Origin of the sequence: Pseudomonas sp. MH10 (assembly GCF_034353045.1) — a bacterium.
Classification (GTDB): domain Bacteria; phylum Pseudomonadota; class Gammaproteobacteria; order Pseudomonadales; family Pseudomonadaceae; genus Aquipseudomonas.
On record NZ_CP133783.1, the window covers coordinates 2091983 to 2116217 of the forward strand.

At 56.6% G+C, this 24235-nt stretch carries 17 protein-coding genes and 1 pseudogene; 14 read left to right on the plus strand and 4 right to left on the minus strand.

Annotation, left to right across the window (positions count from 1 at the left end; genetic code table 11):
* Window positions 1-207 precede the first annotated feature (207 nt).
* From RHM59_RS25500 to RHM59_RS09445, 3 genes are all read left to right on the plus strand, one after another.
* Window positions 208-912, plus strand: coding sequence for a methyl-accepting chemotaxis protein (locus tag RHM59_RS25500; protein WP_416195089.1), 705 nt, complete (start codon window positions 208-210; stop codon window positions 910-912).
* Between the two features lie 94 nt (window positions 913-1006).
* Complete coding sequence (locus RHM59_RS09440; RefSeq protein ID WP_322286473.1) at window positions 1007-2026, plus strand: transporter; 1020 nt, start codon at window positions 1007-1009, stop codon at window positions 2024-2026.
* A 104-nt stretch (window positions 2027-2130) separates the two neighbouring features.
* On the plus strand, window positions 2131-3747 hold the full coding sequence (locus RHM59_RS09445; protein ID WP_322286474.1) for an inorganic phosphate transporter: 1617 nt from the start codon (window positions 2131-2133) through the stop codon (window positions 3745-3747).
* Here the strand turns inward: RHM59_RS09445 and RHM59_RS09450 are convergent.
* Complete coding sequence (locus RHM59_RS09450) at window positions 3731-4930, minus strand: HlyD family secretion protein (RefSeq protein WP_322286475.1); 1200 nt, start codon at window positions 4928-4930, stop codon at window positions 3731-3733. The genes RHM59_RS09445 and RHM59_RS09450 overlap by 17 nt on opposite strands.
* Entirely contained in the window at window positions 4927-6597 is a 1671-nt protein-coding gene (locus RHM59_RS09455; RefSeq protein ID WP_416194711.1) for an MFS transporter, read from the minus strand. Before RHM59_RS09455 ends, RHM59_RS09450 begins: the two co-directional genes overlap by 4 nt.
* Before the next feature lie 795 nt (window positions 6598-7392).
* On the opposite strand from RHM59_RS09455, the gene RHM59_RS09460 reads away from it, so the two are divergent.
* Together RHM59_RS09460 and RHM59_RS09465 are read left to right on the plus strand one after the other, a co-directional pair.
* Complete coding sequence (locus RHM59_RS09460) at window positions 7393-7974, plus strand: TetR family transcriptional regulator C-terminal domain-containing protein (RefSeq protein ID WP_322165358.1); 582 nt, start codon at window positions 7393-7395, stop codon at window positions 7972-7974.
* An 80-nt stretch (window positions 7975-8054) separates the two neighbouring features.
* Window positions 8055-10241, plus strand: coding sequence for a heavy metal translocating P-type ATPase (locus RHM59_RS09465; protein WP_322165360.1), 2187 nt, complete (start codon window positions 8055-8057; stop codon window positions 10239-10241).
* A 196-nt stretch (window positions 10242-10437) separates the two neighbouring features.
* Here the strand turns inward: RHM59_RS09465 and cynR are convergent, their stop codons facing one another.
* Window positions 10438-11337, minus strand: a complete 900-nt coding sequence (gene cynR / locus RHM59_RS09470; protein ID WP_322165361.1) for a transcriptional regulator CynR — start codon at window positions 11335-11337, stop codon at window positions 10438-10440.
* A 124-nt stretch (window positions 11338-11461) separates the two neighbouring features.
* On the opposite strand from cynR, the gene cynS reads away from it, so the two are divergent.
* From cynS to RHM59_RS09510, 9 genes and pseudogenes are all read left to right on the plus strand, one after another.
* Window positions 11462-11932, plus strand: coding sequence for a cyanase (gene cynS / locus RHM59_RS09475; protein ID WP_322165362.1), 471 nt, complete (start codon window positions 11462-11464; stop codon window positions 11930-11932).
* 157 nt (window positions 11933-12089) lie between these two features.
* Window positions 12090-12341: a glutaredoxin 3 gene (grxC, locus tag RHM59_RS09480; RefSeq protein WP_322165363.1), complete on the plus strand. Its 252-nt coding sequence runs from the start codon at window positions 12090-12092 to the stop codon at window positions 12339-12341.
* A 151-nt stretch (window positions 12342-12492) separates the two neighbouring features.
* Window positions 12493-12855: a DUF427 domain-containing protein gene (locus RHM59_RS09485; RefSeq protein ID WP_322183638.1), complete on the plus strand. Its 363-nt coding sequence runs from the start codon at window positions 12493-12495 to the stop codon at window positions 12853-12855.
* A gap of 182 nt (window positions 12856-13037) precedes the next feature.
* Entirely contained in the window at window positions 13038-15185 is a 2148-nt protein-coding gene (egtB, locus tag RHM59_RS09490) for an ergothioneine biosynthesis protein EgtB (protein WP_322165365.1), read from the plus strand.
* 44 nt (window positions 15186-15229) lie between these two features.
* Window positions 15230-15301 (plus strand): annotated as a pseudogene (locus RHM59_RS25505) (hypothetical protein); the annotation flags it as partial.
* 34 nt (window positions 15302-15335) lie between these two features.
* Window positions 15336-15800, plus strand: coding sequence for a LysR substrate-binding domain-containing protein (locus tag RHM59_RS09495; RefSeq protein WP_416195064.1), 465 nt, complete (start codon window positions 15336-15338; stop codon window positions 15798-15800).
* Window positions 15801-15832: 32 nt separating this feature from the next.
* Window positions 15833-16414, plus strand: coding sequence for a TetR family transcriptional regulator C-terminal domain-containing protein (locus tag RHM59_RS09500; RefSeq protein WP_322165366.1), 582 nt, complete (start codon window positions 15833-15835; stop codon window positions 16412-16414).
* Between the two features lie 191 nt (window positions 16415-16605).
* Window positions 16606-17709 (plus strand): enoyl-CoA hydratase/isomerase family protein, encoded by a 1104-nt coding sequence (locus RHM59_RS09505; protein ID WP_322165367.1) that lies wholly within the window; start codon window positions 16606-16608, stop codon window positions 17707-17709.
* 4 nt (window positions 17710-17713) lie between these two features.
* Entirely contained in the window at window positions 17714-18865 is a 1152-nt protein-coding gene (locus RHM59_RS09510) for an acyl-CoA dehydrogenase family protein (protein WP_322183637.1), read from the plus strand.
* Between the two features lie 72 nt (window positions 18866-18937).
* On the opposite strand, the gene RHM59_RS09515 is transcribed toward RHM59_RS09510, so the two are convergent.
* Complete coding sequence (locus RHM59_RS09515; RefSeq protein WP_322286476.1) at window positions 18938-24217, minus strand: dermonecrotic toxin domain-containing protein; 5280 nt, start codon at window positions 24215-24217, stop codon at window positions 18938-18940.
* Window positions 24218-24235 lie beyond the last annotated feature (18 nt).

Sequence of the window (24235 nt, forward strand, 5' to 3'; positions counted from 1 at the left end):
GCTGAGCGCCAGGACGAGCTGGGCCGTCTGGCGATTGCCGCCAACACCCTGCGCGATTTTCTGGCTGAAACTTTTAGCAGCCTGAAACGCAGCGCATCGGACTTGGACGGCGCCAGTGGCGAGCTAAGCGCGATTGCGCAGTTGATATCCCAGGGCACCACCGAGCAATTCGACCGTACCGATCAAGTCGCCACCGCAATGAATGAAATGTCTGCTACCGCTCAGGAAGTCTCCCGCCACGCAGCTCAAGCCGCCACCGCCGCCGACCACGCGGACCATAGCGCCCAACAGGGCGAACAGGTGATGCGCAGCACCATTACTGCGATCACCCATATGCGCGGGGAAATTTCCAATACCGCGGTAGTCATCCGCCAATTGGAAACCGACAGCGGCCGTATCAGCAAGGTGCTCGAAGTGATTCGCGGCATCGCCGAGCAAACCAACCTGCTGGCGCTGAATGCCGCCATCGAAGCGGCGCGTGCCGGCGACGCAGGCCGTGGTTTTGCAGTGGTCGCCGACGAAGTTCGCAGCCTGGCGCAACGCACCGCCGCGTCCACCGCCGAGATCAATCAAATCATCAGCACCGTGCAAACCGGTGCCGTCGAAGCGGTGAAGGCCATCGAAAACGGTCAATCCCGAAGCGAAGAAAGCGTCCAGCAAGTCACCGAAGCCGGTGTCATGCTGCACCGCATCACCGAAGCGGTGGAAGCTATCCGCGACATGAACCGTCAGATCGCCACGGCCGCAGAAGAACAAACATCCGTCGCCGAAGACATCTCACGCAACTTGAGCGAAATCACCCAAATCGCCAACGCGAACCAGGACAACGTAAAACGCACAGAAACAGCCAGCCGAAACTTGCACGGTTTGTCGGGTCAGCTAAATGAATTAACGGCTCGCTTGAGCGCCTGACTTGAAAGGTAACAAAACCGTAATAAGCGCTTGCGATGATGCGACCTTGGCGAGCCTGTGCCCCTGACAGGCGCTTCACGGTCAGCGAGCCCACATGAATCAACGCATTGCGCACACCCGTCAGGATTCAGATCTGTTTGGCCTGATTTACGGATTTCGCTTTCGACCGGGCGAGCGCGGCCAGGAAATTGATTCGGCAACCGCGCTGGACTGTTTGCACACCCCTCAAGACCCTGAGGCGTTCATTTGGCTGCACCTGAACCTGGCCCACGCGGCATGCCAACGCTGGATGAAATCCAATCTGGAATTGCCGGAGGAGTTTTTCCAAGCGCTGCACGAAGGTTCGCGCTCGACCCGCATCGAACACGTTGACGCCTCGTTGCTGGCGGTGGTCAATGACGTTGTGTTCGACTTCGGCATGGTCTCTTCGGACATCTCGACGTTGTGGGTATGTACCCGCAGTCATCTGATGATCAGCGCCCGCCAGCAGCCGTTGCATTCGGTGGATCGCTTGCGGCATTCGGTCAAACGCGGGGAATGCTTTCGCTCACCACTGGAATTACTCACGCACTTGCTGCGTGATCAGGGCGAAGTGCTTGAGCAGATCGTGCGCAAGACCACGCTCAGTGTCGACAAGATCGAAGACCAATTATTGTCGTCAAGGCTGAGCGATAACCGGGCGGACCTTGGCGCCATGCGTCGGGTGCTGGTGCGCTTGCAACGGCTATTGGCGCTCGAGCCGAGCTCACTCATGCGCGTGCTAAATCGACCACCCGCCTGGTTGCTGGATGCTGATGTTCAAGAGCTGCGCCAATCCACCGATGAATCTGCGCTGGTGATCAGCGACCTGATCGCACTGGGCGAGCGAATCAAATTGTTGCAGGAAGAAATCGCCGCCAAGCTCAATGAACAAAGCAATCGCACTTTGTTCACTCTCACCGTGGTCACTGTCCTTGCGCTACCCATCAACATCATTGCCGGTTTCTTCGGTATGAACGTCGGCGGCATTCCACTGGCCACTGATCCAGAGGGCTTCTGGGTGCTGGTGGCATTGGTCGCGACCTTTACGTTGCTCGCCGGGCGTTGGGCGTTTCGCAAGCGAGATGATTTTTGAACATCGCATTTCAGACCGGCGGCGGGTAGGCGTCCATAGCATCGCAAATTTGTCACATTTTGTAATGATCATAGGGTGAACTCCAATGAATAGGACTTCACATCATGCCCAGCAACTCCTTGGCGCCGGACTCGCTGGTCCAGGCATCTGGCTCCAGACCGCGTATAGACCGTAAACCGAGCTTGCTCACTTGGATCGTGTTTTTCGCTGTGCTTGGCAGCGGTTTGTTGTTTACCGCCTACAGCCTGATGCACGACGTCGATGACATGGGCACGGTGGTAACCACCTGGACACCGTTTTTGTTGTTGGGCGTGGCGCTGTTGATCGCGCTGGGGTTTGAATTCGTCAACGGTTTCCATGACACCGCCAACGCCGTGGCGACGGTGATCTACACCCATTCGCTGCCGCCCAACTTTGCGGTGGCGTGGTCAGGTTGTTTCAACTTCCTCGGCGTTCTGACGTCAAGCGGCGCAGTGGCGTTCGGCATCATTGCTTTATTACCCGTCGAGTTGATATTGCAGGTCGGCTCATCGGCTGGTTTTGCGATGATTTTCGCTCTGCTGATCGCGGCGATTATGTGGAACCTGGGCACGTGGTTTTTAGGACTTCCGGCGTCTTCTTCCCACACGTTGATCGGCTCGATCATCGGCGTCGGCGTGGCTAACGCCCTGATGCATGGCCGCGACGGCACAAGCGGTGTCGATTGGAGCCAAGCAATCAAGATTGGCTATTCGCTGCTGTTGTCGCCTTTGGTCGGCTTTGCATTTGCGGCATTGCTGTTGGTGGCGATGCGCATGTTTATCAAGAACCGTGCGCTGTACAAGGCACCAGAAGGCAATGCGCCGCCTCCGCTGTGGATTCGTGGCCTGCTGATTCTGACCTGCACCGGCGTATCATTTGCCCACGGCTCGAATGACGGCCAAAAAGGCATGGGCCTGATCATGCTGATTCTGGTGGGTACCTTGCCCATGGCCTACGCGTTAAACCGCGCCATGCCGGCTGATCAATCGGTGCAATTCGCAGCCGTGGCGCAGGTTACGCAGCTGGCATTGAGCAAAAGTGTCACCCAGCCAGCGCCCGCCGATCCTCGCCAAGAGCTGACGACTTATGTGCGCACCAAACAGGTGACGCCAACGTTGGTCCCGGCCTTGGCCGTATTGACCGGTAAGATCGGAATTCAAGTGGGCGATTACGGTTCGCTGTCGAAAGTACCCGCCGAGGCCACGGCCAACGTACGAAATGACATGTACCTGGTTTCAGAAACGATTCGCTTGATCACCGCGAACAAGGTCGGAAATTTCGACGCTGACACCCAAGCCAAGTTGCAGCAGTTCAAGGCGCAGATCGACACTGCCACGCGCTTCATCCCGCTGTGGGTGAAAATCGCGGTGGCGGTGGCGCTGGGCCTGGGGACCATGGTGGGCTGGAAACGGATCGTCGTGACCGTTGGCGAGAAGATCGGCAAAACCCATCTGACCTACGCCCAAGGCGCGTCGGCTGAATTGGTGGCGATGGTCACCATCGGCGCAGCGGACATGTATGGGTTACCGGTTTCCACCACCCACGTGTTGTCATCAGGCGTGGCCGGGGCCATGGTCGCCAACGGTTCCGGGCTGCAAATGCGCACCCTGCGCAACCTGGCTATGGCGTGGGTATTAACGCTCCCAGCGGCGATGGTGCTTTCCGGTTCACTGTACTGGTTATTTACTCAGATTTTTTGAGTGGGTCGCCTTGCGCTTGATCGTCATCAGCTGGGTCCGGCGGTACGTCGCCGCTCTGGCTGGTGTCGATACTCACCACCACTGACATCCCCGGCCGCAAGCGTTTCGCCAATGGTTGGTTGGGTTCGACGCTGATCCGCACTGGGATCCGCTGGGCGATCTTGACGAAGTTGCCGGTGGCGTTGTCCGCTGGCAGCAGGCTGAATTCCGAGCCGGTGGCCGGTGAAATACGCTGCACCCTGCCCTGCATCTTCTGATCATCCAACGCGTCGACGCTGAAGGTCACCGGTTGACCCAAGCGAACGCCTGCCATCTGCGTTTCTTTCATGTTGGCGATGATCCACAGACGATCCGGCACCAGCGCCATCAACTGCGCGCCAGAGTTGACGTAGGCTCCCAGACGCACACCAATTTGCCCCAACTGCCCGTCCCGTGGCGCGATTACCCGAGTATTGGACAGGTCAATCCGCGCCAGCTCAATGGCGGCCTCGGCGTTGGCCACTGACGCCTCCAGTGAACCGCGATTGACGATCACGGTTTGTAAATCCTGACGGGATATTTCCAGCGCTGCCTTTGCCTGAGCCACGGCGGCGACCGCCTGTGCGTTATCCGCACGGGTCACGTCCAAATCGCGCTTGGACACGGAGCCATCCGAGATCAACGCTTCGTTGCGGCGTAAATCCGCAGCGCTTTTGTCGACCTGGGCCATGGTATTGGACAGCGCGGCCTGGCGTTGCAGAATGGTTGCGTCGGCGCTGCGCCGCTGTTGCAGGTTGTTGGCGAGTGCCGCTTTTTGTACGCCCAGTTGCGCTAACGCCTGATCCAGGTGTTGTTTGTAGATACGGTCGTCCAGCCGCACCAGCAAATCCCCGGACTTCACAAATTGGAAGTCCTGTACCGGGACCTCGTACACATACCCGCTCAGTTGCGGCCCAATGATCGTGACCTGGCCCCGAACCAAGGCATTTTCAGTACGCTGAATGGCGCTGGTGAAGGGCGGCAATCGCCAGGCATACAGCACGATCAACACCCCGGCCAGGGCCACCGAACCGAAGATCACCGACGAGACAATTCGCACCCCCAACGAGCGTGGCTGGCTGGTCGGCGGCGCAATGATCGGTGCAGGCGCCGGACCTGTGGCGGCTGCGGGCGGCGCGTGTACAGGGGTATTAGGCTCGGTCATGAAAGTTCGGCGCCATTAGAGTGAACGGAAGACGGTTGTGGCGGTGCAGGCGCATCAAGCGGCTGGGTGGTAAACATCAGCCAAATACTGCGGGCGAAAACCCAGATCATGGTCAGTACCGCCACCAGCGCAATGGTCATGAACACATCGTTATACGCCAGCACATTAGCTTCCCGGGTGGCGGTAGCAGCGATCGCACGAATGCCCTGAAGATTTCGCAACGAGGGGTCCGCAATAGACGACGCATAGCTGTTGGTGGAACTGAGCAACCGGGCCTGCACTTGTGGATCAATCAGGGTCAGGTGCTCGACGATATTGCTGGAGTGAAACTTTTCCCGGACGATTTGCAGCGTGCCCAAGGCGGCAGCGCCAATCAAGCCGCCGATGTTTTGGGTGATGCCGAACAACACTGAAAAACTGACGATATTGCGCGGGTTGGCAATCACCCCGCTCAGGCCCAATACCAGCGTGGGTCCGAGAAAAAACGTGCCGCCAAAGGCCAGTAAAAACTGACTCAAGTACATGTTCGATGGCCGGGTAAGGCTGTTGGAAAAACTGTCCATGCCACTGCCCACGGCCATGATCGCCAAGGCGATGATCAGTGGCTTGAACAAGTGCAACGGATCGATGGTTAACGCACTCACCACCAGACCTGCGACGCTGCCAAACAACATCATCAGGTACAGCGTGTGCATTTGCTGGCTGCTCATGTTCAGCGCCTGCAAAAAACCCACAGCGCCGGTCGCTTGTTCGGACAACACGATACGACTCAGGATCACTCCCAGCGCCAGACGAATAATCCGCCCGCTGCCCAACCAACGGGTAATCAGCAACGGTCTGGCCCGGTTATGTTCGATGGCCAGTCCGGCAACAATCAGCACGATTGAGGCCGCCGAGGCAATACCGATCCAGGGTGCTTCCAGCCACCAGTCAATCCGGCCTAACGACAACACCGCGCAGAGCAACGCGAAGCCTGGAGCGAGTAAGCCGAAGGTTAGAAAATCCAGCGGTTCAAAGGCTTTGAAGCGGTCACCCGGCGGCAATTTGAGCAGCAGCACACAGCCCAACGACAGCAAGGCCATGCCCAGTTCAAACAGGTACAGCCCTCGCCACTCGGCGATCAATAGCAAATCTTCAGACACCAATCGCGCCAGCGGAATCGCCAATTGGGACATACCCAAACCCAGCACTAAGGCCTTGGTTCGCCACCGCTGCGGGAACGCCTGAATCATGTAATAAAGGCCCAATGAACTGAGCGCTGCACCGACCATGCCGTGGGCTGCACGCACGGCGATGGCCGAACTCCAGTCGTTGACGAACAGATGGCCGAACGTGACCAAGGCGTAGAGCACCAGAAACACTTCAGTAAACGCACGCAAACCGAACTGCTGGCGAAACTTCACCAACAGCAGGTTCATCGAGACGTTGGTCATGACGTAAGCGGCGGGTAGCCAGGCAATTTCTTCCGTAGTCGCCCCAAGCGAGCCTTGCAGGTAGGGCAAGTTGGCCACGACCAAGGCGTTTCCCAAGCCACCGGTCAACGCCACAATCACCCCGACAAGTGCGAACGCCACGCGCTTGCCCGTTGGATGCAACGGCGTCGAGGGCGAGCCGGGAATGGCCGGACGCTCGTGCGGCGCCCAATTATGGGGGGTGTATTCGTTCATCAAATGCGCCTGATGGATGCCCTGCTCAAATAGCAATGAACTGAGTAACTCCAGATCAGTAAAGCGTGGGCCTAAGCGTAGTGTGTGGGAGCTAAATTGTCAGCGAGTGGTTCAATCTGTAGAGCCTACGTGTTGGCGATGCGGCTTAGCTGATAAAGCCTCGCAAAAGTTGGCTCTCATCAACCTCAAACAGGTTGGCGCTGTATTCCGTGTGTATATCCGGCCTTTGTGGGTGCTGATCTTATGGTTTCGCTTTTACAGCGAGGCACCTTTTTCAAACGCCCAAAAGGTCCCCCAAAACGCTTGCCCCACCATGCGGGCCCTCGCTTAGGCTCGGTCTTCCCTCACTCCGGCGTTGCTCCGGGGGTCGCCGTGAGCGGCCGTCCCTGGCCGCGCACGGCTTTCTCGGCATCCTTGCCTCGTTACCCCCTGCGCAACGCCTGCGTTCGGCCGCATGGTTTCACGGGGCCTCTTCCCGCAATTCGATATTCAATTCACTGGCGATCTACAGGGAGGCGGCCATCTGAGCCAACTTGTTGGCGAAGGTCCTTCGGCCCTTGTCGCAGCCTTCGGCAGCGTCTACAAATGTGTGCATTGCGCGAAAAACTGTGGGACCGAATTTATTCGGGAAGGCGCCAGTCCTGACACGCTGCAACCTCAAGCCATACAAAGTACCGCCCAGTTTGCTGCGTGACAGCGCGGCGCCGAAGACGTCGCGGCGCCTCCTACAGAACGGGGCTTTTGGCCCCTTACCCCGCCTTGACGGTTTTTATGTGGACGATCATATTATTCGCCATGAGCAGACTATCGAATCGCGAAAAAATACTGACTGAAGGGCTGCGCGTCGTCCACGAGCGTGGGTTTTCCAACGCCAGCGTGCGTGACATCACCACCGCCGCTAACGTGCCCAACGGCTCGTTCACGAACCACTTTGCGTCTAAAGAAGCATTCGGGTTGGAGATTCTTGACCTGTCGTTTGAGGAAACGGCAAAGATCATCGATCAGACCTTGAGTAACCCGGCCCTTACGCCGACTGCGCGGCTGTTGGCCTATATCGATGCCAACATCAGCAGCCTGGAAGCCCATGGCGTTGAAAATGGCTGTTTGATCGGCAATTTCGGGGTCGAGATCGGCATGCACAGCGAGATCATCCGTCTGCGTGTGGTCGAGATTTTCAAGGAAGTGCAACGACAAATCGCTTTGTGCCTCAGCGATGCCGCACAAGCCGGCGAACTCTCCAAGGACATCGACCTTACGGATATGGCGTCATTCATCGTTGCTTCGTTGCAAGGCGCAACGATTCTGGCCAAGGCCGACCGCAGCGTGCTGCCGATGACCCGGTTCCGTCGCACTCTAGTGGCGACCATTCTCCGATAAAACACTAAAAAAGACCCTTGACCTTAACCTAAGGGGAAGGTTGATGCTGCGTGGGTCAAATCACTCATGGAGCCCCAGTGATGATCGCGTCCACCACCGCCAACCTCTCTATCTCAGGCATGACCTGTGCCTCGTGTTCCGGCCGTGTCGAGCGGGCGCTGAACCGAGTCGCCGGGGTCAAGAGTGCCAGCGTCAACCTCGCCACTGAGCGCGCCCGGATTGAGTTTGTCGGCGCTACTGATCTGGCGGCATTGATTGCTGCGGTCGATGACGCCGGCTACGGCGCGCGCCCGATCGAAGACCGACAAACCACCCTGAAACAACAACAAAAACACCTGCACACTGAACGCGTGACGTTACTGCTGGCGATTATCCTGGCATTGCCACTGGTGATTCCGATGCTGTTGCAGCCGTTCGGCGTGCATTGGATGTTGGCGCCCTGGGTGCAGTTTGCTTTGGCCACGCCGGTGCAATTCATCTTCGGCGCGCGCTTCTACATCGCCGCGTGGAAAGCCGTCCGGGCCAAGTCCGGGAACATGGACCTGCTGGTCGCATTGGGTACCAGCGCCGGTTACGGGCTTAGTGTGTACGAATGGGCCAAAACCGCAGCGGGCGAGATGCCGCACCTGTATTTCGAAGCGTCGGCGGTGGTGATCGCCTTGGTACTGCTGGGCAAATACTTGGAAAGCCGCGCGAAACGGCAAACCGCCGGGGCCATCCGCGCCCTTGAAGCGCTGCGTCCCGAACGCGCCATTCAAATCGTCGACGGTCAGGAACGAGACGTGGCTATCAGCGCTCTGCGCTTGAACGATGTGGTGTCAGTCAAACCCGGTGAGCGCTTTCCAGTTGACGGTGAGGTGATCGAAGGCCAAAGCCACGCCGACGAAGCGTTGATCAGTGGCGAGAGCCTGCCAGTGTTCAAACAGCCTGGGGATAAAGTCACCGGCGGCGCGATTAATGGCGAAGGTCGGCTGCGGGTTAAAACCACGGCCATCGGCGCCGAATCGGTGCTGTCGCGCATTATTCGTCTGGTCGAAGACGCTCAAGCCGCCAAGGCGCCGATCCAAAAGCTGGTGGACAAAGTCAGCGAAATCTTCGTTCCAGTGGTACTGCTGATTGCCATTGTGACCCTGCTGGGTTGGTTATGGGTGGGCGTCCCTATGGAAGTCGCGCTGATCAATGCTGTGGCGGTGTTGGTGATAGCTTGCCCTTGTGCCTTGGGGTTGGCGACCCCCACCGCGATCATGGCCGGGACCGGTGTGGCCGCGCGTTTTGGCATTCTGATCAAAGACGCCGAAGCCTTGGAGCGTGCCCACGAAGTAACGGCCGTGGTCCTCGACAAGACCGGGACCTTAACCTCAGGCAAACCGCGTATCAGCCACGTGTCTGCAGTGGATGGCAATCAAGAGCAGCTGCTGCAATGGGCCGGCGCGCTGCAACTGGGCAGTGAGCATCCCTTGGCCAAAGCCGTTTTGGACGCCTGCAAAGAGCGTCATTTGCCGGTCGCTTCAGTGACCGCGAGCCAGTCGTTGACCGGTCGGGGCATCACCGGAACAGTAGACGGTCGGTCATTGGCCTTGGGCAGCCAGCGGATTTTGCAAGAAAACCGACTCGACATGGCGGGGATGACCGCCGACGCACAGGCGTGGGAGTCCGAGGGTCAAACGTTGTCCTGGCTGATTGAGGTGGGTCCTACGCCCGCAGTACTCGGGCTATTCGCCTTTGGTGACACCCTTAAGCCTGGCGCCGAGCAGGCCATCAAGGAACTGACCGCGCGGCACATCAGCAGCCACTTGCTGACGGGCGACAACCAAGGCAGCGCCCACTGGGCGGCCCAAGCGCTGGGCATCGCCGATGTGCATGCGCAAGTGCTGCCGGCGGACAAAGCGGCCATGGTGGTTGAGCTGAAGAAAACCAGAGTGGTGGCAATGGTCGGCGACGGCATCAACGACGCCCCGGCCCTGGCCGCTGCGGACATCGGCATCGCCATGGGCGGCGGCACCGACGTCGCGATGCACACCGCTGGCATCACCTTGATGCGCGGCGACCCCCTGCTGATCCCTGCCGCACTGGACATCAGCCGCAAGACCTACGCGAAAATTCGGCAAAACCTGTTCTGGGCATTCGTCTTCAACATGGTCGGCATTCCACTGGCAGCGTTTGGCTTTCTAAATCCGGTCATCGCCGGCGCAGCCATGGCCTTGTCCAGCGTCTCGGTGGTCAGCAATGCGCTGCTGTTAAAAACCTGGAAGCCGTCAGGCAAATAAACAACATTTGTAGGAGGGGTCGCGCTGTCGCGCAGTAAACTGGGTGGTACTTTGTGCTGTTTAAGATTTGCAGCGTGTCAGGACTGAACCCTTCCCGAATAAACTCGGTCCCACAGACTCGGGCGATGCACAAAATTCTGTAGGAGCACCGAAGGCTGCGATCAGGTCCGAAGGACTCTCGCCAACACGTTGGCGCCTACAGTGGTTTCGAGCGGGTGTCAGAAAGCTTCGCCTTCACCAGTTTCTCAAACTCCATCGACATGGTGCTTTGGTAGCCGTTCTTGCGCCGAAGCAGCGCGGCTGTTCGCTGGGGAGGTGCTTGCACCCATTCGATTTTCCTCAGCGTGGGATCTTGAAGGGCAGTCGCTTCAGGAAGAATCGTAGCAATGCCGGTGTGCCGGACGATCTCCAGAATGGCATTGACCGAATTTGCCTCCACGATCACCAGGGGGATAATTCCGTGCGTGGTGTAGTAATCGTCGATGCAGGTTCGGGTAACAAACTCTGGCGTCAGCAACGCGAGGGGCACGCGCTCCAGTTCGGCCAGTGACAAAGGTTCAGTGCGATTGAATAAAGGGTGATCACGCCCAACCGCCAACCCGAGTTTTTCCACGTACAGCGGCACATGCTGGATATCCGGATTGCCCCCTTCGGCGAAGGCAATGGCGATATCCAAGGTGTCATCCGCAAGCCTGGCTTCAATGTCGATCATCGACAACTCGAATACCTCGAACTGAACCTTCGGGTACAGCGCCAGAAAATCCCTCAGCAACGGGCCGACCAGGTAGGCCATGAACGTCGGGGTCATCCCCAGCCGCAGGGTGCCCCGCGACAAATCCTTCACGTCGTGAATCGCGCGCTTGCCCGCCTCCAGTTCCCGAAGGACCCGACGGGCGTATTCAATGTAAGCAGCACCGGCATCCGTAGGCTGTACTGAGCGTGCGCTTCGGTCGAGTAACTCAGCCCCCAGCGACGCTTCCAGCTGTTTGATCTGCTGCGACAAGGTTGGCTGAGACACATGCAGCGCCTGGGCCGCGCGGGTGAAATTGCCATGATCGGCCACTGCCAGCAGGTAACGCAGATGTCGAAGTAGCACGGCAAGCCTCTTATAGGCAAAACTTATGGTTCGGATTGTATATGCGTCTTGGAACTAATAGTTGCATCCGCTCATGATCGGATTCAAACCTGCCCCGTCTCTTTACAGTTAACGGAGTCATCCCATGCATCAGTCTCACGCGTATCAAGACCCAACCCTGGCCCTGACCACTGACATTCTGGCGATAAAAGCCCGCAAAAATCTGTCATGGCAGGACCTCACCGACGGCACCGGCCTGAGCCTGGCGTACGTCACTGCTGCGATCCTTGGCCAACACCCGCTGCCAGAAAGTGCGGCAAAAATTGTCGGCGAGCGCCTGGAGCTGGACGACGACGCCATTGCTCGTCTGCAGATCATCCCATTGCGCGGCAGCATCGCTGGCGGTGTCCCCACCGACCCGACCATCTACCGCTTCTATGAAATGATCCAGATCTACGGCACAACCCTGAAGGCGCTGGTGCACGAGCAATTTGGCGACGGAATCATCAGCGCGATCAACTTCAAACTGGACATTAAAAAAGTTGATGACCCGCAAGGCGGCTCTCGTGCAGTGATCACCCTTGACGGGAAATTCCTGCCCCTGCTTCCGTTTTGACAGTGATCGCCAAACACGTCTGAAGGGATCGAAATTTTGACGATCTGTCGCAAACCAGCGAGCCTTTGCACCCGAAAAGAGATTCGACCTCGCTACCATGCAGCGATCCTGGTGCCCATAGCGCCTGAATTTTCCGATCCCAAGAGGATTTTTTGTCATGACCACCGTTACCCTGTACACCACGAGTACCTGTCCTTACTGCCGTAACGCCAAATCCTTGCTCGCCAACAAAGGCGTCGAGGTACAAGAATTCAATATCGAATTCGATTCCGCCCGGCGCAAGGAAATGATGGCCCTGAGCGGTCGCCGTAGCGTGCCGCAGATTTTCATCGGTGATCATCACGTCGGCGGTTTCGACGATCTCGCTTTGCTGGATCGCCAGGGTGGGTTAATGGCCCTGCTGGCCTGAAAACGTATGAACAGGGCCAGTCCGTCGGCCGATTGACATCAAAAATACGATCGTACATATTCGGCAAAATAAATAATACGGTCATCCATATTCTGGTGCAGTGATCGTCTACGCTCTCCCGAGCCAATCCACTGAATAAGGTCTGACCATCATGAAAATTCCCGGCCCCGATCATCCTATTACCCTCTCTCCGGTTCAAGGACGCGTCACGGTCAAGTTCCAAGGCGTTGTCGTTGCACAGACTGACAAGGCTCTGAAACTCGAAGAAGCCAAGTACCCAGCGGTTTTTTATATTCCTCGATCCGATATTCGGGCTGAACGTTACACGCGCACCGAACATCAAACTCATTGCCCATACAAAGGTGACGCCAACTATTACAGCCTGAATGCTGATGGAAAAACGGCTGAGAATGCGGTGTGGACCTACGATGAAGCCTATCCATCGGTGGCTGAAATAAAGGAACACGTGGCGTTTTACCCTAACAAGGTGACCTTTGAGGTAGACGCCGCGTAGGGCAGAACCAAGCGCTTTTGAGCCGTAACGCTTTATCGCTTTTCGGGCCGGGACGGGGTGCATGAGCATTTCGCCCCGGCCCGGTCATGAAAAGAACGTACTAGGCCCTGCATTCTTTCTTTGGAAACAGCAAAGGATCAGCAGACCCGCTGAAAGACGGATTCACCGGAGAGAAAAACCTGATGACCAACACCTCCAGCGAGCTACGCGACGCCCCCGCCGGTAACGCATTACTCAAGCGCTATCTGACCACTCGAAGCCGGACCGAGAGCCTGATCGCACCGCTCAGCGCTGAGGACATGGTCGTTCAGTCGATGCCGGACGCCAGCCCTGCCAAATGGCACATTGCTCATACCAGCTGGTTTTTTGAAACCTTCTTACTGCGTGAAAACCTGGCTGACTACCGCCCGTTCGATCCAGCGTTCGCCTACCTGTTCAACTCTTACTACGAAGCCATTGGCCCGCGTCAGCCTCGCCCCCAGCGCGGGTTGATGACACGTCCGACCGTGGATCAGGTAGTGGACTACCGCAAGTACGTCGACGAACACATGCGCACCTTGTTGCTGTTGCCGATGAATAAAGAGATGTCGGACTTGATCGAACTGGGCTTGTCCCACGAAGAGCAGCATCAGGAACTGTTGCTGATGGACATCCTGCATCTGTTTAGTATTTCTTCGCTCAAACCCGCTTATGACCCGCGCTGGGCTAAAGATATCTCGGGGCGTCGTGGTCAGTTCAAACCGCTCAAAGGCGGCCTCACTGACATCGGCCACAAGGGCCAAGGTTTCGCGTTCGACAATGAAGGCCCTCGGCACACGACGTTCCTCCAGTCGTTTGAAATCAGTGACCGGTTGGTGACCAACGGCGAATGGCTGGCTTTCATGGCCGACGGCGGCTACAGCAAGGTCGGGCTGTGGCTAGCAGACGGTTGGGCCACGGTTCAGGCCGAGGGCTGGAACTCGCCGGTGTACTGGCAACACGATGAACACGGCTGGCAACACATGACGTTGCGCGGGCTGGAAGCGATTGACCCAGCGGCCCCAGTGATCAGCATCAGTTATTACGAGGCAGCGGCGTTTGCCCACTGGGCGGATGCGCGTCTGCCCACCGAAGCAGAATGGGAAGCCGCCGCCGAAGCCGGCCTGCTGGAGCAAGTCGACGACGTGGCGTGGCAGTGGACACAAAGTGCCTACAACGCCTACCCAGGATTTCGTCCGGCCGACAGTGCAGTGGGTGAATACAACGGCAAGTTCATGATCAACGTGATGGTCTTGCGTGGCGGCGCCAGCATCACTGCGCCGGGTCATTCCCGCACGACCTACCGAAATTTTTTCGGCCCGGACAAGCGCTGGATGTTTTCCGGCCTGCGCTTGGCCCGGGATACGCGCCAACCGGGGGTGGTCAACAGCCACGACAGCGAGTTTGCCCGCGACGTCGTCACCGGGTTATCTGCGCCGGTGAAAAATCTATCGCCCAAATATTTCTATGACGCAGCTGGCTCAGAGCTGTTTGAAGCCATTTGCCGGACCCCCGAATATTATCCGACCCGTGCTGAAACCGGCCTGCTGACTGACGTCGCCCAACAGATCGCCGCGCTGATTCCAGAAGGCGCGGCCTTGGTGGAATTCGGCAGCGGGGCCAGTGACAAAACCCGCCTGCTGCTTGACGCTGCACCGCAAATCGCCGTTTACGTGCCCATCGACATCAGCGCCAATGCACTTAAAAAAGCGGCCGCGCTGTTGAAAAAAAGTTACCCGACGCTGAAGGTAGCGCCGCAAATCGATGACTTCAGCCGCGCGTTGAAACTGCCAACCGAAGTAGCCGGGCACACCTGCGTGGGGTTTTTCCCCGGCTCGACCATCGGCAACTTTACCCCTGCGCAAGCGACGAAATTTCTGCGCTTGGCTCATGGGTTACTGGGTGAAGGCGCGCACTTTATTGTTGGCGTGGACTTGGTCAAAAACGCTGATATTTTGGTTGCCGCGTACGACGATGCCGAGGGCGTGACGGGGCATTTCAACAAGAACCTGTTGACCCGCATTAACCGCGAACTCGACGGCAATTTCAATATCGAGGCATTTGAGCACCTGGCGCTGTGGAACGAAATCGACGAACGCATGGAAATGCATCTCGTCAGTCAGACTGAGCAAGTGGTTAAAGTGGCTGGGCATACGTTCCATTTTGCTGCGGGAGAGCGCCTTCACACTGAGAACTCCCACAAATTCACCGTCGAGTCTTTTACCGCCCTTGCTGCCAGCGCCGGTTGGTCGGTGAGCGATTACTGGGTGAGTGACGAGCCGCAGGTGGCGTTGTTCAGTTTGAAAGCGTGAACGCTCAACCCTCTGTAGGAGCCAACCCCTAGATCAGGAACGGAATGGACAGTCTGAGCGGCATCAGTATTTTCGTGCAGGTCGCGGAAACACCCAGTTTTACCGAAGCCGCCAAGTTACTCGATACTTCCGCTTCAGCCGTAGGTAAAAGTGTCGCGCGACCGGCTGATATCGCACCAGGTGGGCACGTTTCGCCTGGTGTTGGTTGCCTCCCCTGGGTACCTCAACCAACGCGGCGTCCCGCAACATCCCCGCGACTTGGCGAATCACGCCTGTCTGCTGCACAAATTTCCGGCGACGGGTAAGATCGAGCACTGGCCGCTCCAGACACCCGATGCGTCGCCGATACCACGTTTGACGAAAACAGCCATCTGCTCGACCACCGAATCCCAACACTATTTGGCGTTGCAAGGCATGGGAATCGCCTGCATTGCAGATTTGGTAGTCCGCGACTCGTTAAGTCGGGGTGAACTGCAACTGGTACTGGAAGATTTCGTTGTTCACAGCGGAGCGCTTTGGATGTTATGGCCGTCAAGTCGCCACGCTTCGCCTAAACTAAGGGCGTTGATCGACTTCTTGAAAGACAACCTGTTGGCCGCCTCAGCGGATAAATAGATTTCAACTGTGTATGAGCAGATTATCGAGCCATGGCTAAACCATCACACCGCGACAAAATACTGACCGAAGGCCTTAAGGTCGTGCATGAACGTGGGTTCGCAGGCGCCAGCGTGCGAGACATTGTGCAAGCGGCAGGCGTGCCTCAGGGTTCATTTACCAATCACTTCATTTCCAAGGAACTGTTTGGTCTGGAAATTCTCGACCTCTACGCCGTGAACACAAACTCGGTGCTTGATGAAACCTTGCATAACGCCTCGCTATCGCCATTGGCACGGTTACGCAGTTATTTCGATTTTCATCAGCAAACCCTGGAAAACGGCTGCCTTAACATTGGCTGCCTGTACGGCAACCTTGCCGCCGAAGCCAGTGAACACAGCGACATCATCCGTAATCGACTGGTGGAAATATTCTCGTCGTTGCAGGACAACATCGCTGACTGCCTCAAGCAAGCAGTGGCTGCGGGGGAGTTGCATGAGGGGTTCGAGTGCGAAAAAACCGCGTTATTTATCGTGTCTTCGTTGCAGGGAGCCGTGCTGCTAGGCAAGGCCCAACGCAGCACCGACCCCCTGAAGAACCTCATCCATATTCTGTTTGATAACCTGTTGCGTTGAGCTGATCTGCGGCTCGAAAACGGTCTGCTCGCACATTAAATGCAAACCGTGTGAAAGGCCGCCCAAGCAAAAACGCGCACCCACGCTGCATCATTCCCGATTGTATTTTGCAAATTTGCACTGGTAGGATCCGGCAGGTATTTCTCGCGCCAAACGAGAACCAGAACAATAAAGATGCAGGGAAACAGTGAATGAGCAGTGAGATTTTATTTCCTCGAATTCAAGATGCAGACGCTGGCCGCGACCCCGACGCGGTATTGATCAGCGTGCGCAATCATATCGGTCATTTAACCCTCAATCGCCCCGCAGGCTTGAATGCCATCAACCTGGACATGGTGCGTACGCTGCAAGTGCAGCTTGATCTATGGGCACACGACGACGAGATAGTCGCCGTGGTATTGCGTGGCAGCGGCGACAAAGCATTTTGCGCAGGCGGCGATATTCGTTCGCTGTACGACAGTTTTAAAAACGGCCTGACGGTTCATCTGGACTTCTTCTTCGAAGAGTACGCCCTCGACCTGACGCTTCATCATTACCGCAAACCGGTGCTTGCGCTGATGGACGGTTATGTTCTGGGCGGCGGCATGGGCCTGGCCCAGGGCGCCGATCTGCGCGTGGTCACCGAGCGCAGCCGATTGGCGATGCCGGAAGTGGCGATCGGATATTTCCCGGACGTGGGCGGCAGTTATTTTCTCCCCCGCTTACTCGGTGAGTTGGGCATTTACCTCGGCGTCACCGGCGTGCAAATCAGCGCAGCAGATGCGCTGTATTGCGGCCTGGCCGACTGGCACGTAAACAGCGACTCATTGGCGCAGTTGGACAAGGCATTGGACAGCCTGTCGTGGAATGACAACGCGCTTAAAGACCTGCAAAACCTGCTGACAAAAATCGGCGTGCAGCAGTTACCCGATGCGCCATTGCAAAAGCTGCGCCCGGTCATTGATCACTTTTTTGGTCTGCCCGATGTTCCAAGCATCATTGAGCAATTGCGCGCAGTCACGGTCGCCGACAGTCACGAATGGGCCCTGCGTACCGCCAATGTGATGGAAAGCCGTTCGCCCTTGGCGATGTCGGTGACGCTGGCAATGCTCAGGCGCGGTCGTCGCTTGCCGCTTGAAGCGTGTTTTGAGATGGAACTGCACGTGGACCGCCTGTGGTTCGAACATGGCGATCTGATTGAGGGTGTGCGCGCAATGATCATCGACAAAGACAACCAACCGAAGTGGAACCCGCCCACCTTGCGGGCACTCACTGCCAAGCACGTCGAACGTTTCTTCATCGGCCAAGAGGACTGATGCCATGCACGATCTTGAACTGACCGATGAGCAAGTAATGATCCGCGACATGGCGCGCGACTTTGCCCGCAATGAAATCGCGCCCCACGCCCAGGCGTGGGAGAAAGCCGGCTGGATCGACGATAAATTGGTCGCCACCCTGGGTGAATTGGGTTTGCTCGGTATGGTAGTCCCCGAAGCATGGGGCGGCACCTATGTCGGTTACGTGGCCTATGCGCTGGCGGTAGAGGAAATCTCCGCAGGCGATGGCGCCACCGGTGCGCTGATGAGTATCCACAATTCCGTGGGCTGTGGCCCGGTGCTCAACTACGGCACCGACGCTCAAAAACAAACATGGCTGCCCGCATTGGCCAGCGGTCAGGCGATTGGTTGTTTTTGCCTGACCGAACCGCAAGCCGGCTCTGAAGCGCATAACCTGCGCACCCGCGCCGAGCTGCATGACGGTCAGTGGATCATCAACGGCGCCAAACAGTTCGTCAGCAACGGCAAACGCGCCAAACTGGCCATTGTCTTTGCGGTGACGGACCCCGAGCTGGGCAAGAAAGGCCTGTCAGCGTTTTTGGTGCCCACCGACACCGCCGGATTTATCGTTGATCGTACCGAACATAAAATGGGCATTCGCGCGTCCGACACCTGCGCCGTCACGTTGAATGATTGCCGTATTCCCGCCGCCAATTTGCTCGGCGAGCGTGGTAAAGGACTGAACATCGCTCTGTCCAACCTTGAAGGCGGGCGCATTGGCATCGCTGCCCAAGCATTGGGTATCGCCCGTGCCGCGTTTGAAGCCGCGCTGGCCTATGCCCGCGAACGAGTGCAGTTCGACAAGCCGATCATCGAGCATCAAAGCATCGCTAATATGCTTGCCGACATGCACACCCAATTAAACGCTTCACGCTTGCTGATTTTGCATGCAGCACGCCTGCGCAGCGCGGGGAAACCCTGTTTGTCAGAAGCCTCCCAGGCCAAGCTGTTTGCCTCGGAAATGGCCGAAAAAGTCTGTTCCAACGCTGTGCAGATCCATGGCGGTTATGGCTATCTGGAAGACTACCCGGTGGAGCGCTATTACCGGGACGCACGGATCACGCAGATCTACGAGGGCTCCAGCGAAATCCAGCGCCTGGTGATTGCCCGTGAGTTGCGTCACTACGCGCTCTGAACGCTAGCCAGTCGAGCCGCTTCAAGGCGGCTCTTGTTTCAGGGGCGGTTCATTCGTTGCCAGGCACGCACTTCAGGGAACAAAATTGTGTCGACCCAGCAACATGACCAGCAGGGTTAACGAGTCAGCATTATTGAGCAAAATCTCCCCTCGCATTTCGGCGTTGGCCAGAAACTCAAGACGAGCCTCTGCCAGCGTTGACTTACCCGTCACGCCTAAAACGAAAGACTTGCCTTCCGCAGGGTCATCACTGAGGTCTTCCCATCGGCCGTTTTTAAACCGCTTGAACAGTTGCTCAATGGGCGTGCGATGGGACAGGAAACGGAGCTGCATTTCTTCCACATCGGACTTGAGCTGAACCATGCCAGGCGAATCGTCGGCCATCAGGTCAAGAAAAGGCGCGGATGACTCTACATAGGCAATATCGAACGTATTGTTGCTCAAGTGAGAGACCTCATGGATCACCGACGCGGATCGGGCATGAGCGGTTGCGTTGAAGCTGGCACTCCCGGCGAGCGGGACCTTGAGATGGTAAAACGACGACTGAAAAAAGCGCTCAGTCAGGAAAATACGCAGAAGAGGGTCTTCCTTGAGCGTAAATGCCACCGTGGTTTCATACCCGGCCCGGTTTAACCCGATAACATATCGGGGGGATGAGTAAGAGGCCAACGATGGGTCCATTACTGAATTAAACAACCCGGTCACTGATTGCCTGATTGAACCTAACAGTTCTGCACTGGTGTTCTGAATACCAAAAAAAGCAGTAATGATTTGATTGACCTTCGGATGCAGCAGACCACCGGATTCAAGCGCGTTCAGGTTATCCATACACGTCTCAATGTAGCGTTTAGCTTGCAAATGAGCGCGCCCGATCTGTCGTGCGCGCGCCCGATACAACTGCCGTATTTGAGGCATCCCGGTGGCCAAAACGGAAAACTCTAGATTGATCGCATGTTCGACGTCGCCAACCGTGAGTTCCGCTGCAGAGGATAAGCGGGTAACAGCGCCTCCTCCACCCTTCAGCCCCCAATGGACATTGAGCTCCCATTGCTGGTGCTGATTGAGCCGAAGATTTGGACCGACTTTGTCACCACTGATAATGTTCCAGCGTTCATTTTCCCGCCGGACTTCATAAACCTTGCCTGCCACAGCGGCGTAATTTTTTTGAGTCAGTGGCGCCTGATAGAGGTTGTAAAGCTCATCCTTCAGCAGATTACCCAGGGTGATATCTGACACCTCGAACGTCTGTAACCGCCGTTTTACTTCCGAAGGCAGTTGGGTGTTTTGCCATGAATACTCGGGAGGAGACATTAGCTTGCTTAACCGAATGGGAACGACAGGTTCAAAGTTCGACGTCTCTGCGGCGGACTGTTTCGCCATGGCAAAAATCGACAAGGCGACAGTGAACTCCCCCAACGCCCGACCCCAATTACTGCCAACGGCTGACTCAGCGGATGACTGCAACATCAACACACCTTGCCAGGCAGCTATTAGCACACCCAGTTCGCCGGGCATGAAAATCAGCATCTGTTCGGCGCCGAGCGTCATCAGATAGGTGAACGATTCCCAGTCGGCCTGGGCGGTGGTTACCGTTTGTTGTTGGGCCATCTGCTTGAGCACATTCAAGGTGTCTTCAAACAGATACGTTAGAAGGTTGCCGGGTATGGGTTCGTAGCTCAGGGTGACCGGACCCAGCGAAAACATCGGGTAGTCCACGTAGAAATCGACACTCCATAGGGGCGGCAGATGAAAGCTGTGATGCCCATAACGCGTTCTCACCTCATCCGAAACACGCTGCATCAGCTGGGATTGCAACGCGCTTGAGCGGCGAATGTCCTGCAATAGGCTCTCGCGGGTCACGTATTCCTTGAAGCAAAAATTCCGGTTGAAAATCGAATAGAGAATCACCGGACCTTTAGCCGCGTCTTTCGAGCAGATCACATAAAAACCGGGCACCGTGTCTGCTATTGCACCGTCCTGGGCAATCAGGCGCAGCGGGCACAAAACAATTTCCTCACCATGCACCGCCTGCCGCGCAAGCGTGTCAGGCATTTCCATCAGGCCTTCGATGTACTGGTAAGCGTTGGACGTGAGCGGGCCCTCGAGCTTTTTCTGCATGGCCAATTCAATCATCATCGCGGGCCACTGTTTGACAAAAAGACCTTTGCGAATGGCGTATTCCGGTCCCTTAGTGTCGAGTTTTTGCGTCAGCAACTTCTGAAAATGAGCGCCTACGTCTAACGTGCGGATCAATCCTTTAAGGTAAGCGGGGGTCAATTGCGCAGGGACCGTACGGCCTTTTCCAGAGGCCACGGTCAAGGTTGCCCCTTGAATGGCCGCAGAATGATTCAGGGCAAATTCGGTCAGTGTTTGGGTTTTGATATCGGTCGCAGCGGGAAAAAAAGAGGGTGTCTGTCCTAGACCCGTTGGCGAGCCCACATACCGCGTGAGGGTAATCTGTAAATCGTCTGGATCGAATGGGTGATCCGGGAAGTCGAGGTGTAATTGCTTGATGACTTGTTCGCGGGCGAAGCCTTTTAAGCCTGGAATACCGAACAAGAAGTCCTTTTCCCACAGGGTGATCTGAGCGTAACGCCTGAGGACGTCGGCGTACTCCTCCACCGACTCCGCAGAAGCGGCTTTCATCCAAGCCGGTATCCGAGCTTCAAACAAGACGTTTTGAATCTTGCTTGAGATGACGTCCAGCGCCAAGGCAGTAGAGTCATCCGCTTGAGCGGCGGCGACCAGGTTACCGAAGAGTTTTGCCTCGACCCGGCATCGAGAAGCCCACTCAAAGGCCTGAACTACACCCTGTGTTCGGCGGTTCAAGTCAACGGTTTGCAAGTACTCGATGAAATTACCGTCGATTTGGCGCGTTTGGATTGACAGTGATATCGCTTCGGTACGCTCCAGGCATTTGCGGATGCGCGCTTTGTCTGGCTCGGCAAAAAGTGCCAGCCAATGCTCACGCCGTTCACCATTTCTCAGGCGGGCAATGATCGCTTGCTGGAGTATGTCGAGGCTTTCGACCACTTTCAGCCCCTCAAATGGTGTCCAGAACAACAGTGTGCTGTCCGTGCGCCCGGGCTGCTGTAGCGCAAAAACGTTGGTCATTTGCACGGCAGAGCTGGATGGGTCATAGGTTAACCACAGGCTGTAAACCTCGACCGCCTTGTCGCCGAACACACGGCGCAAATTGCGTGTCGGATAGTTCAGCACCTGCTCGAAGGCTTCACGGGCTTGAACATTAAAGGTGCTCAGGCGACTGGCAAGGTCCAGTTCAATACGTAATAAGGCGTTGCGAATACCGCGGGAGATTGCACCCGGAAACAGTTGACTGTCGTTCCGACGCAAGGGGCGTGTATAGAATTGTTGGGTCTGGTTCATCAACGCGGCCGACAACTGTGCGCGGGCGCTATTGAGCACATGATTGAGTAATTGGGGTGTCAACCGCAGGACATTGACCTGCTGTGGCGCGGTCAAGATTGAAATCTGACTGTCGGCCGGAACCTCGATTTGGCGATATCCGCTGGCCCGTTCGAGCAACAGCGTCACTAAGTCCACCGACTGCGGGGCTGGGTCAAGGGTGCCCTGTGTCTTGGCGGGCAACTGCTCTGGAATCTGTACCCGGACCTCTTTAGCCGTCAGATGACCTTCGCCGATCACTGCCAACTGCCGGTTTAACGCATCCAATGAACAGCGCTCGACATCAGGCTGCGCCTCCCACATACGCTGCGCGTTGTCTTCAAGAATCTGGGTTAACTCGGTCCAGGTGGGCGAACGTGGAACGGTCTCACCTTTGCCTTTACCGGAGGCAGCGGTGGCGGGGATTCCAGTAGCGGCCGATTTCAGCCAGGTTTCATCGAACGTAGCTATTCCTTCGCGCCACCGATGACGAGCTCCCAGACAGATCAGGCGTTGATCGACCAGATAGCGAACGTCCAATGCATCGTCGATCATCACAGCGATCCGGCTACGTTCTGGTCGAGGCTGCTGTAGCGCGAACTGCACATTACTGTTTTGCAGGGCCATGATTGAATCAACCGCATTCAGAAACGGGTCATTGCCCTCCATATCGTCAAATTGCAACGTCCACGGCGTTGAAGTTACCCAGGCATGATCGCTCAATGGCAGATGGCAAAGCAGCTCAAGGGTGCCTTCGGGAGTAGAGAAATGGTCGCTTAATTCCAGCCGGTTACGGAACCTGCGCAGTCCTTTTCCAGCCGTGTACACAATCAGTTCCGGGAGTGACGGCACCACTGACGCAATCACAAAAACTCCGACAAGCCTTGGCCGTTGTCGAGCATTGTCCGACAGCGCAAGCGTCATGACAGTTATTGGACCACCATCGCCCCACTGTTTTAGTTGTGGGTCAAGGAGCGTGCTAATTCGCCGGGATTCATGAGCAACTAGAAAACCATCATGCCGTCGTGCATACAGGTGCTGACGAAAAGCTTCTGCGAAAGCGTTAGCGACATATTCGCGACGCGTCTGGCCCTGACCAACAGGTGACCACCAGAATTTGCCGAGTTGCGTCTCAAAGGTTGCTGGCACTGCCTTGATGGTATTGGACAGGGCAAGCTGAACCGACTTCACCCCGACTTGATCGAGGGTCTTACCGAACGAATCGATAAAACGCCGCTCACGGCCAAGCGGTAATGCAATACCACTGTAATCATCCAGCGCTGCATCCAGAAGGCTTTGTGTGCCGGAAACCAATCCGTCCACTTTTGGCGACTCAGGTGACTCCAGAATCTGTAAAAGATGGGATGAAGGATCCCCCGCTAAACCGGGTAATGAGCCAGCGAGTGTCTGCTGCAGCCCACATTGAAATACCATTTGCAAAGAGGGGATCTGCTCTAAATGCTGGGCAAGCGCTTCGATTTTCTCCACATGGTGATCGATGATGTTGAACATTCTGTTTTCGAACACCGGCGTTTCGATTAGCACATCTTCAAACGTGGGGACTTCTTCGGTTCTTGAACCGAAACGTTGCAATAACGTACCTAGCAGTTGCTCTCGATCATCAAAGCGCTCCAAGCCATACAGCAAGGTATCGAGAAAAATCGTGGTATCGCTCGACCGATAACTGATCTGTAGCGCAGCAGCCAGCTCAACGTTAGCGGGCAAGCCTCCGTTTTTTTTCAAACCGTCCAATCGCGGCGGATTCCAGTCCTGGGTGTCGGAAGGAGGTGTCACTAAGGTTCGCAACCATAGCGCCTCGGCTTCATCAATGTGCTCGGCAAGAAGCGCATTCTCGACATTTTGAGTGAATCGCTGCTTGAGTGATTCGGCATGAAAATAGGGGAGTGATACGGAGGGGGCGGCAGTGGAGATTGAATCGAGCAACATGGCAAGCTTCCTTCGTCG